This window comes from Microbacterium insulae, assembly GCF_042677065.1.
Lineage (GTDB): Bacteria > Actinomycetota > Actinomycetes > Actinomycetales > Microbacteriaceae > Microbacterium > Microbacterium insulae.
On sequence record NZ_JBHTII010000001.1, the window covers coordinates 163,268 to 176,589 of the forward strand.

13 protein-coding genes are annotated in these 13,322 nt (G+C 70.4%); 3 read left to right on the forward strand and 10 right to left on the reverse strand.

What is annotated here, in order from left to right; genetic code table 11:
- Positions 1 to 20: 20 nt before the first annotated feature.
- The 5 genes from atpB to prmC all read right to left on the reverse strand — a co-directional run bounded on the left by atpB (position 21) and on the right by prmC (position 4,246).
- Positions 21 to 821, reverse strand: coding sequence for a F0F1 ATP synthase subunit A (atpB, locus tag ACFQ0P_RS00790; RefSeq protein WP_378772329.1), 801 nt, complete (start codon positions 819 to 821; stop codon positions 21 to 23).
- 129 nt (positions 822 to 950) lie between these two features.
- Positions 951 to 1,478, reverse strand: a complete 528-nt coding sequence (locus ACFQ0P_RS00795; protein WP_204979843.1) for a hypothetical protein — start codon at positions 1,476 to 1,478, stop codon at positions 951 to 953.
- Positions 1,475 to 2,632 (reverse strand): MraY family glycosyltransferase, encoded by a 1,158-nt coding sequence (locus ACFQ0P_RS00800; RefSeq protein ID WP_204979844.1) that lies wholly within the window; start codon positions 2,630 to 2,632, stop codon positions 1,475 to 1,477. Before ACFQ0P_RS00800 ends, ACFQ0P_RS00795 begins: the two co-directional genes overlap by 4 nt.
- Positions 2,629 to 3,315 carry an L-threonylcarbamoyladenylate synthase gene (locus ACFQ0P_RS00805; RefSeq protein WP_204979845.1) on the reverse strand — a complete coding sequence of 229 codons (687 nt, stop codon included), beginning with the start codon at positions 3,313 to 3,315 and terminating at the stop codon, positions 2,629 to 2,631. The genes ACFQ0P_RS00800 and ACFQ0P_RS00805 overlap by 4 nt, the downstream gene beginning before the upstream one ends.
- A gap of 52 nt (positions 3,316 to 3,367) precedes the next feature.
- Positions 3,368 to 4,246 (reverse strand): peptide chain release factor N(5)-glutamine methyltransferase, encoded by an 879-nt coding sequence (gene prmC / locus ACFQ0P_RS00810; protein WP_204979846.1) that lies wholly within the window; start codon positions 4,244 to 4,246, stop codon positions 3,368 to 3,370.
- 125 nt (positions 4,247 to 4,371) lie between these two features.
- Between prmC and cysK (ACFQ0P_RS00815) the strand changes: the two genes are divergently transcribed.
- From cysK (ACFQ0P_RS00815) to epsC, 3 genes are read left to right on the forward strand one after another with little or no spacing between them, the layout of a single operon-like run.
- Positions 4,372 to 5,310, forward strand: coding sequence for a cysteine synthase A (gene cysK, locus ACFQ0P_RS00815; RefSeq protein WP_204979847.1), 939 nt, complete (start codon positions 4,372 to 4,374; stop codon positions 5,308 to 5,310).
- Positions 5,311 to 5,337: 27 nt separating this feature from the next.
- Positions 5,338 to 6,309 carry a cysteine synthase A gene (cysK, locus tag ACFQ0P_RS00820; protein ID WP_204979848.1) on the forward strand — a complete coding sequence of 324 codons (972 nt, stop codon included), beginning with the start codon at positions 5,338 to 5,340 and terminating at the stop codon, positions 6,307 to 6,309.
- The gene (gene epsC, locus ACFQ0P_RS00825; RefSeq protein ID WP_204979849.1) at positions 6,306 to 6,896 is read left to right on the forward strand and encodes a serine O-acetyltransferase EpsC; all 591 of its coding nucleotides are present in this window, start codon (positions 6,306 to 6,308) and stop codon (positions 6,894 to 6,896) included. The genes cysK (ACFQ0P_RS00820) and epsC overlap by 4 nt, the downstream gene beginning before the upstream one ends.
- Positions 6,897 to 7,086: 190 nt before the next feature.
- Here the strand turns inward: epsC and ACFQ0P_RS00830 are convergent, their stop codons facing one another.
- The 5 genes from ACFQ0P_RS00830 to thrC form a co-directional block, all read right to left on the reverse strand.
- Positions 7,087 to 7,485: a hypothetical protein gene (locus ACFQ0P_RS00830; protein ID WP_204979850.1), complete on the reverse strand. Its 399-nt coding sequence runs from the start codon at positions 7,483 to 7,485 to the stop codon at positions 7,087 to 7,089.
- A gap of 408 nt (positions 7,486 to 7,893) precedes the next feature.
- Entirely contained in the window at positions 7,894 to 8,970 is a 1,077-nt protein-coding gene (gene prfA / locus ACFQ0P_RS00835) for a peptide chain release factor 1 (RefSeq protein ID WP_204981475.1), read from the reverse strand.
- 20 nt (positions 8,971 to 8,990) lie between these two features.
- Complete coding sequence (rho, locus tag ACFQ0P_RS00840; protein ID WP_204979851.1) at positions 8,991 to 11,096, reverse strand: transcription termination factor Rho; 2,106 nt, start codon at positions 11,094 to 11,096, stop codon at positions 8,991 to 8,993.
- Positions 11,097 to 11,289: 193 nt separating this feature from the next.
- The gene (gene thrB, locus ACFQ0P_RS00845) at positions 11,290 to 12,237 is read right to left on the reverse strand and encodes a homoserine kinase (protein ID WP_204979852.1); all 948 of its coding nucleotides are present in this window, start codon (positions 12,235 to 12,237) and stop codon (positions 11,290 to 11,292) included.
- The gene (gene thrC, locus ACFQ0P_RS00850; RefSeq protein WP_204979853.1) at positions 12,234 to 13,322 is read right to left on the reverse strand and encodes a threonine synthase; all 1,089 of its coding nucleotides are present in this window, start codon (positions 13,320 to 13,322) and stop codon (positions 12,234 to 12,236) included. The genes thrB and thrC overlap by 4 nt, the downstream gene beginning before the upstream one ends.

Here is a 13,322-nt window from a genome sequence, read left to right on the forward strand (position 1 = left end):
GGCCTTCCGGCCGTCCCGTTTCAGTGCTCTTCGGCGACCGCGAGCTGGATGTAGACCGCGGTGAGAAGGGCGAAGACGTAGGCCTGGAGGACAGCCACCAGGATCTCGAACAGGGTGAAGACGAAGCCGAACGCGAGGCTGCCGGCGCCGAGGATCGACCACCAGCCCCCGAGGTCGAAGATGAAGAACTGCGTCGCGGCGAAGAACAGCACCAGGAGCAGGTGGCCGACCATCATGTTCATCAGGAGTCGCAGCGTCAGGGTGACGGGGCGGATGATGAACGTCGAGATGAGCTCGATCGGCGTGACGATGATGTAAATCGGCCACGGCACGCCCGACGGGAAGAGCGAGTTCTTGAAGAAGTTCTTGGGACTCTTCTTGATTCCGGCGTAGATGAACGTCACGTAGCTCACGATCGCGAGCGTCAGCGGCACCGCGATGATGCTCGTGCCGGCGATGTTCAGGCCCGGGATGATGCCCGTGATGTTCATGAACAGGATCATGAAGAAGAGCGTCGTGAGGATCGGCAGGAAGCGCTGGGCGTCCTTCTTGCCGAGCAGGTCTTCGCCGATGTTGACGCGGACGAAGTCCAGGCCCATCTCGACCAGGCTCTGGAAGCGGCCCGGGACGACCTTCATGCGACGCGTGCCCAGCCAGAAGATCAGCACGACCGCGATCGTCGCGAGGAACTGGATCAGGTGGATGCGGTGGATCGACAGCGCTTCGATGCCGAACGGCGTGAAGAGGATCTCGGGGAAGAATTCCTCGATCGAGGGACCGTGGAATTCCGGCGGAGCGTCCGCGGCAATGTGGGCGATCAGGGTCGCAGCTTGAGTAGTCAGCGCTGGCTCCAGCTTCGGGGCATCGGTCGAGAACCGTTGCGACGATGGTCGATGAGCGTCACTCCGCAAATGCTCGCGAGGCGAGCGGGCGGGCGCAGGAAGAGCCTATCAAACTTGGGAGGCCCCCGACTCCGCCGGACCGGCGCCGTTCCGCCCCTCCGCCGGCCGGTCCGTCCGATCGCCCTCGTCGGGGTCGGTCGGCAGCGAGATGTCGCTCACGTGCGGCATCCGCATCCGCAGGAGCACCAGCACGTCCACGGCGAGCGACGCCAGGACGCTCGCCACGAGTGCGAGGAAGAAGACCATCGGCTCGACCCACGGCTGACCGCGCAGCACGAGCAGCAGCACCAGGAAGACGACGAACTTCAGGATCCAGCCGCCCAGCACGATGCCGAAGAAGATCGGCACGTAGAGCGGGTCGCCGAACCACCGGTTGGCGATGAGGATGCTGGCGACGGTGATGCCGAGGAAGGCCGCCGCGACGAGCACGCCGAGCAGCGCGCTCCACAGGCCGTCGGTGCCGGCCACGAGGTAGCCGACGACGCCTCCGACGAGGGCGAGGCCTCCGGTGACGATCCCCGCCCACACCAGGACGGTGCGCAGGATCGGGGTGCTCGAGACGGGGCTGGGGGTCATGAGGCGTCCTCCAGGACGGGTGCGGGCGCCGGGCGGCGCGAGGGAAGCAGGGTCACGACGAGGCACGCGGCAGCGCCGAGGACCCCGAACGCGACGCCGATCAGGTAGTCGCCGGGCCAGCTCTCGGACGTGCCGATGTACATCAGCAGCACCGAGAGGCTCACGATCGACGTCCAGGCGTAAAAGATGACGACGGCCTCGAGGTCGGAGTGGCCCATATCGAGCATGCGGTGGTGCAGGTGCTTGCGGTCCGGCGAGAAGGGCGACTTGCCCTTGCTCATTCGGCGCACGACGGCCAGTCCGAAGTCCAGCAGCGGCAGCAGCACGATGACGATCGGCAGAAGGATGGGGATGAACGCGCCGAGCAGCTGCGAACGGCCGAACTCGTCGTTGTCGCCCACCATCGCCGGGGTGATGCTGCTGGTGACCGCGATCGCCGAGCAGGCCATCAGCAGGCCGATCATGAGGGCGCCCGAGTCACCCATGAAGAGCTTCGCCGGGCGCCAGTTGAGCGGCAGGAATCCGAGGCAGACGCCGATCAGCACGGCGGCGATGAAGGAGGCGAGATTGAAGTACGAGCTCGCGCCGGTGTCGCGCGAGAGCATGTAGGAGTACGCGAAGAACACGCCGTTCGCGATGAGGGCGACACCCGCGACGAGGCCGTCCAGTCCGTCGATGAAGTTGACGGCGTTCATCACGACGACGATCGCGAACACCGTGAGGGTGAAGCTCATCCAGCTCGAGCCCATCGCGATGCCGCCGATCGGCAGCGAGTAGATCTGCAGCTCCCCGAACCACGCGATGATCCCCGCGGCCAGGAACTGCGCGCCGAGCTTGATCATCCAGTCGACGTCCCACAGGTCGTCGGCGACGCCCACCAGCACGATCAGCGCGGTCGCGCCGAGGATGGCCCACACCTGCGCCGGCTCGCTCCACATGATCGCGAAGAACGGAAGCTGCGACGACAGCAGGAACGCGGCCACCACGCCGAGGAACATCGCCACGCCGCCCAGTCGCGGCGTGGGGGTCTTGTGCACGTCGCGCTCACGGATGCCCGGGTAGAGCTTGTAGCGCCGGCTGAGTCGCCACACCGTCCACGCGAAGGCGAAGGTGACGAGCGCCGTGAAAACGACCGTGAGGACGTACAGCGTCACGAGGTGCTCGGGTCTTCAGGATCGGGCTCGAGGAGATCGCTCAGCACTTCGCGCAGCTGCGCACGGGTGATCGCGCCGTCGCGGAGCACGCGGATGAGCGGATCGCCTCCGCCCACGAGGCTCGTCGCGTCGATGATCGTCGAGGCGACACCGTTCGCCGACAGCCCGTCGTCGAGATAGACCGCGACGCTGTCGCCCAGCATCGCCTGCGCGTCCTCGGCGCTGATCGCGGCCGCGCGTCCGGTGAGGTTCGCGCTGGACACCGCGAGCGGCCCGGTCTCCTCGAGGAGTTCGAGCGCGATGCGGTGCGCGGGCATGCGCACGGCCACGGTCCCCCGCGTCTCGCCGAGGTCCCACGACAGCGACGGCTGAGCGGGCAAGACGATCGTCAGACCTCCCGGCCAGAACGCCTCGACCAGTCGCTCGACGGACTCCGGCACCTCGGCCACGAGCGCCCGCAGCGTCGCCACGCCGGCGACGAGCACCGGCGGGGGCATCTGACGGGTGCGCCCCTTCGCGTCGAGCAGCTTCTGCACGGCGCTCGCACTGAACGCGTCGGCGGCGACGCCGTAGACGGTGTCGGTGGGGAGGACGACGAGCTCGCCGCGGCCGATGGCCTGGCGCGCCTGGCGCATGCCGGTCAGCAGCTGCGCCTCATCACGGCAGTCGAAGATGGGGGACATGTCGCGCACATTCTAATTGCGCGGTGGTGGGCGGATGCTGGCAACCGGCCGATCACGGACGGACAGCGGTCGTCGCCCGATCGCGCATCGTGAGGTCGGGGTGCGTCGCCGCGGCCCGCCATCCGTCGGCCGTGAGGATCGCCCGGATGGCCTCGCCCTGCCACTCCCCGTGCTCGATGACGATCATGCCGCCGGGGTGCGCGAGTCGCAGCCCCACACCGCTGAGAACTCGTACGACGTCCAGCCCGTCCTCGCCGCCGTAGAGCGCCGCAGGCGGGTCGAACAGCCGCACCTCCGGGTCGCGAGGGATCGCGGCATCCGGAACATACGGCGGGTTGGATGCCACGACCGAGACCGTGCCGTCGAGCTCGGGGAAGGCGTTCGCGAGATCGATGAAGGCCAGGCGGGCGTTGTCGGCGCCGACGTGCGCGAAGTTCTCCTTGGCCCACACGAAGGCGTCGACCGAGTTCTCGGCCGCGAACACGCGCGCGTGGGGCACCTCGGTCGACATCGCGAGGGCGATCGCGCCGCTTCCGGTGCCGAGATCGACCGCGACGGGCGAGGGGGATGCCGCGGCCCGCAGCGCGTCGATCGCGAGCTGCGCGACCGTCTCGGTCTCGGGACGCGGCACGAAGACGCCCGGACCGACGCGCAGCTCCAGGTGGCGGAACGGGGCCGTGCCGACGATGTGCTGCAGCGGCTCCCGCGTCGCACGGCGGGTCACGAGCTCCTCCAGCCGCGCGGCCTCGGCGTCCGTGAGCGCGTCGCCGCGCACGGCGGCGGCCTGCACTCCCCCGCGTCCGGCGCCGAGCACGAAGGCGGCGAGGAGTTCGGCATCGACCTCGGCGTCGGGGACGCCGGCCGACGCGAGGCGCGCGGCGGCGCTCCGCAGCGCGGCGGAGACGAGGAGGGGGGTTTCGGGCGAAGCCATGGGCCCGTCCAGCCTAAGCCCGGCAGGGTACCCGCCCCTCGCCTGGGCGACGTCACACAAGGACTCACGCGAGACGCCGCCGTTTAGGCTGTTGCCACCCGCAGACCTTCACGAAAGGCCCGACAATGACCGCCATCCACCCCGACATCACCTCCGCCTTCGGGAACACCCCCCTGGTGCGCCTCAACCGCGTGGCCGAGGGCGTCGGAGGCAACGTCATCGCGAAGCTCGAGTTCTACAACCCGGCCTCGAGCGTCAAGGACCGCCTCGGGATCGCGATCGTCGACGCGGCCGAGGCATCCGGTCAGCTCCAGCCCGGCGGCACGATCGTCGAGGCCACCAGCGGCAACACCGGCATCGCGCTGGCCATGGTCGGCGCCGCGCGCGGCTACCGCGTGGTTCTGGCGATGCCCTCGTCGATGTCGATCGAGCGCCGCCTCCTGCTCAAGGGCTACGGCGCCGAGCTCGTCCTCACCGACCCCGCCGGCGGCATGAAGGGCGCGGTCGCCAAGGCCGAGGAGCTCGTCGCCGAGATCCCCGGCGCCGTCCTCGCGCGGCAGTTCGAGAACGAGGCGAACCCCGAGATCCACCGCAAGACCACGGCCGAGGAGATCCTGCGCGACACCGACGGCCAGATCGACTACTTCGTGGCCGGCATCGGCACGGGCGGCACCATCACCGGCGTCGGCCAGGTGCTCAAGGAGCGCGTGCCGGGCGTCAAGGTCATCGCGGTCGAACCGGCCGACTCGCCGCTCCTCACGAAGGGCACCCCCGGCCCGCACAAGATCCAGGGCATCGGACCGAACTTCGTGCCCGCCATCCTCGACCAGGGCGTGATCGACGAGGTCGTCGACGTCGAGTTCTCCGACGCGATCGAGACCGCCCGCGCCGTCGGCACGAAGGACGGCATCCTCGTCGGCATCTCGTCGGGCGCCGCCGTCTGGGCCGCGCTGCAGATCGCCGCGCGTCCCGAGGCAGCCGGCAAGAACATCGTCGTGATCATCCCGTCGTTCGGCGAGCGCTACCTCTCGACCGCCCTGTTCGAGAACCTGCGAGAGGATTGAGTCACACCGCTTGCAGAAAGGCGCTCCGTGCCAGGGATCCATTCCGACATCTCCACCGCCTTCGGCGAGACCCCCCTGGTGAGGCTCAACTCCCTCACCGAGGGAGTCGGCGCCGAGGTGCTCGCCAAGCTCGAGTTCTACAACCCGGGCTCGAGCGTCAAGGACCGCCTCGGTTACGCGCTGATCTCGGCGGCCGAGGAGGCCGGTGAGCTGAAGCCCGGCGGCACGATCGTCGAGTCCACGAGCGGCAACACCGGCATCGCCCTGGCGCTCATCGGCGCGGCGCGCGGGTACCGGGTCATCCTCACGATGCCCGCGTCGATGTCGAAGGAGCGGCGGATGCTGCTCAAGGCATACGGCGCCGAGCTCGTGCTCACCGATCCGTACAAGGGCATGACCGAGGCGGTCGCCGAGGCCAGGCGGATCGTCGAGCAGACGCCCGGCGCGATCCTCGCGCGCCAGTTCGAGCACGAGGCGAACGCCGCGATCCACCGGCGCACCACGGCCGAGGAAATCTGGCGCGACACCGAGGGGCGCGTGGACTGGTTCGTGGCCGGATCCGGGACCGGCGGCACGGTGTCCGGCGTCGGCCAGGTGCTCAAGGAGCGCAACCCCGACGTGAAGATCGTCGTGGTCGAGCCCAAGGACTCCCCGCTGCTGTCCGAGGGGCGCGCCGGCGGACACCGCATCCAGGGCATCGGTCCGAACTTCGTGCCGGACGTGCTCGACCTCTCGGTGATCGACGAGGTCGTCGACGTCGAGTACGACGACGCGATCCGCGTCGCACGCGAGCTCGCGACGCGCGAGGGGATCCTCGCCGGAATGTCGGCGGGGGCCGCGGTGTGGGCGGCTCTCGAGATCGCGGCGCGGCCCGAGGCATCCGGTTCCCGCATCGTGGTGATCATCCCGGATTCGGGCGAGCGCTACCTGTCGACGGCGCTGTACGAGCACCTGCGCGAGCCCGAGAAGTCTCGCGAGCCCGAGAAGGCGTCGGCATGAGCGAGCGGATCGGCCCCCTCACCCGCCTGCGCGAAGACCTCACGGCGGCGCGTCTCCGCGACCCCGCCGCCCGCAGCAACGTGGAGATCGCGCTGCTCTACCCCGGGCTCCATGCGATCTGGGCGCACCGCCTGTGGCACTGGCTGTGGGTGCGGCGCGTTCGCTTCCCCGCGCGCGCGGGATCGCAGATCACACGCTGGCTGACCGGCATCGAGATCCACCCGGGGGCGACGATCGGCCGCCGGTTCTTCATCGACCACGGCATGGGCGTCGTGATCGGCGAGACCGCCGAGGTGGGCGATGACGTCATGCTCTACCACGGCGTGACGCTCGGCGGCCGTCAGCGCGAGGGCGGGAAGCGGCATCCGACCATCGAGGACGGCGTCGCGATCGGCGCCGGCGCGAAGATCCTCGGACCGATCACCGTCGGCGCCGGCTCGGTGGTCGGCGCGAACGCGGTCGTGACGAAGGATGCCCCGGCCGACAGCGTGCTGGTCGGGGTGCCCGCCAAGCCGCGCCAGCGCCGCACGGGCGAAGACACGCGGGCCCTGCTCACCGCCCCGGAGTATCCCGAGTACGTGATCTGACCCGCTCCCCCTCGCGGCGCGGATGACGACACCGCTCGTGCCCGCCGGGCGCGATCCTGCTCTCCCTGAGCGCGCCGCAACTCCTCAAAATCGGGGCCGAACCGCCGGACCTGGGCCTTGAAACTCGCGCGCCGCGCAAGCTTTGAGGAGTTACGGCCGTCGGCCGGACCACGGCGGCTGCGGGCCGGAGTCAGGAGCGACGGTCGCTCACCTTCTTCTTGATGAACAGCGGCGGGAGGAGCCACGTCGCGAGGGCCGTGACGAGCCAGACGACGAGGGTGCCGATGATCCACGCGACCGGGCCGTCGATGCCGATGCCGGCGGCCGGGATCAGCACCGCGATGAGGAGCGCGACGAACGTCGAGAGCAGGCCGATGCCGCCGACGAAGGCATCCGCGTGGCGGCGCGCGACCTTGAACAGCCACGGCGCGAGCACGCTCTGCAGCACGGCGAAGATCACCACGGCGAGCACGATGCCCCACCAGTCGTTCCAGTGCAGGAAGAAGCCCGGGAGCAGGAGGTCCGCAACGACCAGCCCGAGGAACGCCGACACGAGGAAGATCAGCGCGCGGATGACGAAGGTGATCACGCGCTCAGGCTAGCGCGCCCGCGCCCCGGAGCGCGCCTGTGTCAGGAGGGTGGATGCCTCGCCCGGCCCCGCCCGCCGTGAACGGCGGCTGCGGCATCCCGTCGCGGGTGCTCCGGCTCGGCGCTGCCGTTTCCGACCGGCGTTGCAGTTTGCGGCGGGCGCTGTAGTTTGCGGCTGGTGGCCTGGGCTCGGCGCTGCAGTTTCCGACCGGCGCTGCGTCGCGCGGCGCAGCGCGCGTCGCGAACTGCAGCGCGAGCCGGACGACCCGCCGAAACAAGGGATTCCGTCGACACCGGGTGCCATGCGGCCCGGTCTCGGCGAGATCCCCGGTCTCGGCGAGATCCCCGGTCTCGGGGAGATCCCCGGTTTCGGCCAATGCCCGGGAACCCCGGGCACGACCGCCGCGGCTCAGTCCCCGCCGAGGGCGGCGAGCCGGGCCTCTTCGTCGGCCTGGATCGCGGACTCGATGAGGGGCTCCAGCGCGCCGTCCATCACCTGGTCGAGGTTGTAGGCCTTGTACCCGGTGCGGTGGTCGGCGATGCGGTTCTCGGGGAAGTTGTACGTGCGGATGCGTTCGGACCGGTCCATGCCGCGGATCTGCGACTTGCGGGCGTCGGATGCCGCGGCATCCCTCTCCTCTTGCTGCCGGGCGAGCAGCCGGGCCCGCAGCACGCGCATGCCGGCCTCGCGGTTCTGCAGCTGCGACTTCTCGTTCTGCATCGACACGACGATGCCGGTCGGGACGTGGGTGATGCGCACGGCCGAGTCGGTCGTGTTCACCGACTGCCCGCCGGGTCCGGACGACCGGAACACGTCGATCTTGAGGTCGGCCTGGTTGATCTCGACCTCGTCGGGCTCGTCCACCTCGGGGAACACGAGCACGCCGGTCGTCGAGGTGTGGATGCGCCCCTGCGACTCGGTCGCCGGCACCCGCTGCACGCGGTGCACGCCGCCCTCGTACTTGAGGTGCGCCCAGACTCCCTGCGCGGGATCGCTGGACGAGCCCTTGATCGCGACCTGGACGTCCTTGTACCCGCCGAGGTCGGATTCGTTGCGCTCCAGCAGCTCGGTCTTCCAGCCCTTGGATGCCGCGTACTGCAGGTACATCCGCAGCAGGTCGGCCGCGAACAGCGCCGACTCGGCGCCGCCCTCGCCCTGCTTGATCTCCATGATGACGTCGCGGGCGTCGTCGGGGTCGCGCGGGATGAGCAGGCGCCGCAGCCGCTCCTGCGCCTCGGCGAGGCCCGCTTCGAGCGTGGGGACTTCGGCGGCGAACGCCTCGTCCTCGCGGGCGAGTTCGCGCGCGGCATCCAGATCATCGGATGCCGCGACCCAGTCCTCGTGGGCCTTCACGATGCGCGACAGCTCGGCGTAGCGCCGGTTCACCCGTTTGGCGCGCGCCGCGTCGGCGTGCACCGCGGGGTCGGAGAGCTCCGCCTGCACGGCGGCGTGCTCCTCGATCAGCCCCCGCACGGATTCGAACATGGCGGGTTCGGACATCGCGATCAGCGGATGCTGTTGTCGTCCGCGTGGCTGCGGCCACCGCCGTGACCCGAGGTGGGCGCGGGGATCGACTTCTGCATCTGCACGAGGAACTCGACGTTGGACTGCGTCTCCTTGAGCTTTCCGAGCACGACCTCGAGGGCCTGCTGGGGCTCGAGGCCGGCGAGCGCACGGCGGAGCTTCCAGGTGATCTTGACCTCGTCGGGCGACAGCAGCATCTCTTCGCGGCGGGTGCTCGACGCGTTGACGTCGACGGCCGGGAAGATGCGCTTGTCGGCGAGCTGGCGGTTCAGGCGCAGCTCGCTGTTGCCGGTGCCCTTGAACTCCTCGAAGATGACGTCGTCCATCTTGGACCCGGTCTCGACGAGGGCGGTCGCGAGGATCGTGAGCGAGCCGCCGTTCTCGATGTTGCGCGCGGCGCCGAAGAAGCGCTTGGGCGGGTAGAGCGCCGACGCGTCGACGCCACCGGTGAGCACACGGCCCGAGGTCGGCGCCGAGATGTTGTAGGCGCGGCCGAGGCGGGTGATCGAGTCGAGCAGCACGACGACGTCGCGACCGAGCTCGACCAGGCGCTTGGCGCGCTCGATGGCGAGTTCGGCGACCGTGGTGTGGTCCTCGGCCGGACGGTCGAACGTCGAGGCGATGACCTCGCCCTTGACCGTGCGCTGCATGTCGGTGACCTCTTCGGGGCGCTCGTCGACGAGCACGACCATGAGGTGGACCTCGGGGTTGTTCGTCGCGATCGCGTTGGCGATCTGCTGCAGCACGATCGTCTTGCCCGCCTTGGGCGGCGCGACGATGAGGCCGCGCTGGCCCTTGCCGATCGGGGCGACGAGGTCGATGATGCGCTGGGTGAGCTTCTCGGGCGCGGTCTCGAGGCGCAGGCGCTCCTGCGGGTAGAGCGGCGTCAGCTTGCCGAACTCCACGCGGGTGGCCGCGTCGTCGACCGACAGGCCGTTGATCGCGTCGACCTTGACCAGCGCGTTGTACTTCTGACGGCTCGACTGCTCACCCTCACGGGGCTGCTTGATCGCGCCGACGACGGCGTCGCCCTTGCGCAGGTTGTACTTCTTGACCTGGCCGAGCGAGACGTACACGTCGCTCGTGCCGGGGAGGTACCCCGACGTGCGGACGAAGGCGTAGTTGTCGAGGACGTCGAGGATGCCCGCGATCGGGATGAGGACGTCGTCCTCGCCGATCTCGGTCTCGAACTCGTCGCCGGTCTGGGCGGCGCCGCGGCGCTTGTTGCGCTGGCGGTTGCGGCCGCTCTGCTGCTGCTGGTCGTCGTCGGCGTCGGACTTGTCGTCCTTGCCCGCACCCTGGGCGTTGCCGCCCTGCGCGTTGCCGCCCTGGGCCTGGCCGCCCTGGGCGTTGCCGCCCTGCGCGTTCCCGTTGCGGTTGCGGCTGCGGCTGCGGCTGCGGCTCCGGCCGCGGCTGGGCGTGTCGTCGGCGCTGTCACCGGACTGCTCTGCGGAGTCGGTCGAGCCGTTGTCGGATGCCTCGGCCTGCGCGTCGGCGGAAGCCTCCGCGGTCTCGGTCTTGGCGTCGGCCGCGGCGTTCTTGGTGGACGCGCCCCTGCCGGACCGACCCTTGGCGGGCTTGGTGTCCGCCTCGGCGGGCTCAGCCTCGGCGGGCTTTGCGTCAGCCTCGGCGGGGTTCGCGGCGGCGTCGGCGGGTGCCTCGGTGGTCCCGGCGGACGCCTCGGTGGTCTCCGCCGGAGCGTCGGCGGCGGCCGCCTCGGGCTTCGGGTCGGTGCTCTTGGCGCGGCGCGGTGCGCGCTTGCGCGGCGCCTTCGCCGGGGCCTCCTCGGCGGCGGGCGCCTCGGGTTCGGCCGGCGCCGCGGCCTCAGCCGGCGCCTCAGCCTCGGCGGGCGCCTCGGCGGCGGCCTCGGGTGCCTCAGCGACAACCTCAGCCGCGGGCTCGGCCTCAGCGGCAGCCTCCTCGGCAACCGGCTCTTCCGCGGCGGCTTCCGTGGCCGCAGCCTCGGTGGCCGCAGCCTCGGTGGCCGCAGCCTCGGTGGTGGTGCCGGTCTCTTCGGCGGCCGCGGGCGCTTCTGTGCGCTCTTCGGCCGCAGCGTCGGCGGCGTGGATCTCGGAGATGGACTCCACGAGTTCTCCCTTGTCAGACGAATGGAAATGCACGTTCCCACGGGCGCTCTGCTCAGCAGGCGTCTTCCCGACTCCTCGACGTACTCAAGATCCTTCGATCGGCGTGTGCACCGCGATGGCGCTCAGAGACCAGTCAGCAGGATGGGGGTCGTGCGGGGTTTCGCAGATTTGCGACGGAGGCCAGATTCACGATCTACGTGGAACCCTCCGCGTACTCCCTCACTGTACCACCCTTGAAGTCGACGGCCAGCATGAGCGCCTCCCACGGGGTGTCGTCGAGCCGGTCGGCGAGCGCGGCCGCTTCGAGGCGCCGACCGGGTCCGTCGGCGAGCACGAGCACGCTCGGTCCTGCCCCCGAGACGACCGCCGCGAAGCCCTCGGCGCGCAGCGCGCGCACGAGCCGATCGGTGTCGGGCATCGCGCTCGCGCGGTAGTTCTGGTGCAGCTTGTCCTCGGTGGCGGCCTGCAGCAGCTCGGGGCTCTGGGTGAGCGCGGCGATGAGGAGCGCCGACCGCGAGACGTTGAACACGGCGTCCTCGCGCGGCACCTGGAGGGGCTGGAGGCTGCGGGCGACCTTGGTCGACATCGTGAACTCGGGCACGAACACCAGGGGCGAGACCCCGCGGTGCACGAGGAGCTTCTTGTGCTGCGGACCGCTCTCGTCGACCCATGCGATGGTCAGGCCGCCGAAGAGCGCCGGTGCGACGTTGTCGGGATGCCCCTCCAGCTCGGTCGCGAGGCGCAGCAGGGTCTCGTCCGAGAGCTCCAGCTCGGGCTCGAGGAGTCCCTTCGCCGCGAGAAGCCCGGAGACCACCGCTGCACCCGACGAGCCCAGGCCGCGGCCGTGCGGGATCACGTTGTGCGCACGGAGCCGCAGGCCCGGCATCGGGCGCCCGACCGACTCGTACGCGTAGGCGATCGAGCGGACCACGAGGTGCGAGGCATCCCTCGGAACGTCCGCGGCGCCCGCGCCGCTCACCTCGATCTTGAGCTCGCCCGCGGGCAGGGCCTCGACGTCGAGCTCGTCGTACACGCTCAGCGCGAGGCCGAGCGTGTCGAAGCCGGGCCCCAGGTTCGCGCTCGTCGCAGGGACCCGCACCACCACGCGCCGCCCCGTGACCGGGGCGGGGGCTGCGTTCACGCGGTCGCCCCGACGGGGGCGAGGTGCAGGACGGATGCCACCTCCGACGTCGTCGCGTCGACGACCGTGGGCTCGACCTGGCTGCCATCGGCATTGCGGAGAGCCCACTGAGGGTCTTTCAGACCGTGGCCGGTGACCGTGAGCACGACACGCGCGCCCTGCGGCACGACGCCGGCCTCGACGCGGTCGAGGAGCCCCGCGACGCTGATGGCGGAGGCGGGCTCGACGAAGATGCCGACCTCGCCGGAGAGGAGCTTCTGAGCGGCGAGGATGCGCGCATCGTCGATGGCTCCGAAGTAGCCGTCGGTACTCTCGCGGGCGTCGATCGCGAGTTCCCACGAGGCCGGGTTTCCGATGCGGATCGCGCTCGCGACCGTCTCGGGGTGGCGCACGACCTCGCCGCGCACGAGCGGAGCGGACCCTTCGGCCTGGAAGCCGAACATGCGCGGGACGCGGGTCGAGACGCCCGCCTCGGCCTCTTCGCGGTACCCGCGCGTGTACGCGGTGTAGTTGCCGGCGTTGCCGACCGGAATGAAATGGAAGTCCGGGGCGTCGCCGAGCTGCTCGACCACCTCGTACGCGGCGGTCTTCTGACCGTCGATCCGGTCGGGGTTGACGGAGTTGACGAGGTGCACCGGGTAGTTCGCGGCGAGCTCGCGCGCGATCTCGAGGCAGTCGTCGAAATTGCCGCGGATCTGGATGAGCTGGCCGTTGTGCGCGACGGCCTGGCTGAGCTTGCCCATCGCGATCTTGCCCTCGGGCACGAGCACGGCGGCGGTGATCCCGGCGTGCGCCGCGTAGGCGGCGGCCGACGCCGACGTGTTGCCGGTCGACGCGCAGATGACGGCCTTCGCGCCGTGCTCGATCGCGCGGGAGACGGCGACGGTCATGCCGCGGTCCTTGAACGAGCCCGTGGGGTTCATGCCCTCGAACTTCACCCACACGTCGGTGCCGGTGCGGCGCGACAGCGCCGGGGCGGGCAGGAGCGGCGTACCGCCCTCTCCGAGGGTCACGATGGTCGAGGCATCCGTGACGCCCAGACGGTCGGCGTACTCGCGGAGGACTCCGCGCCAGACGTGTGCCAT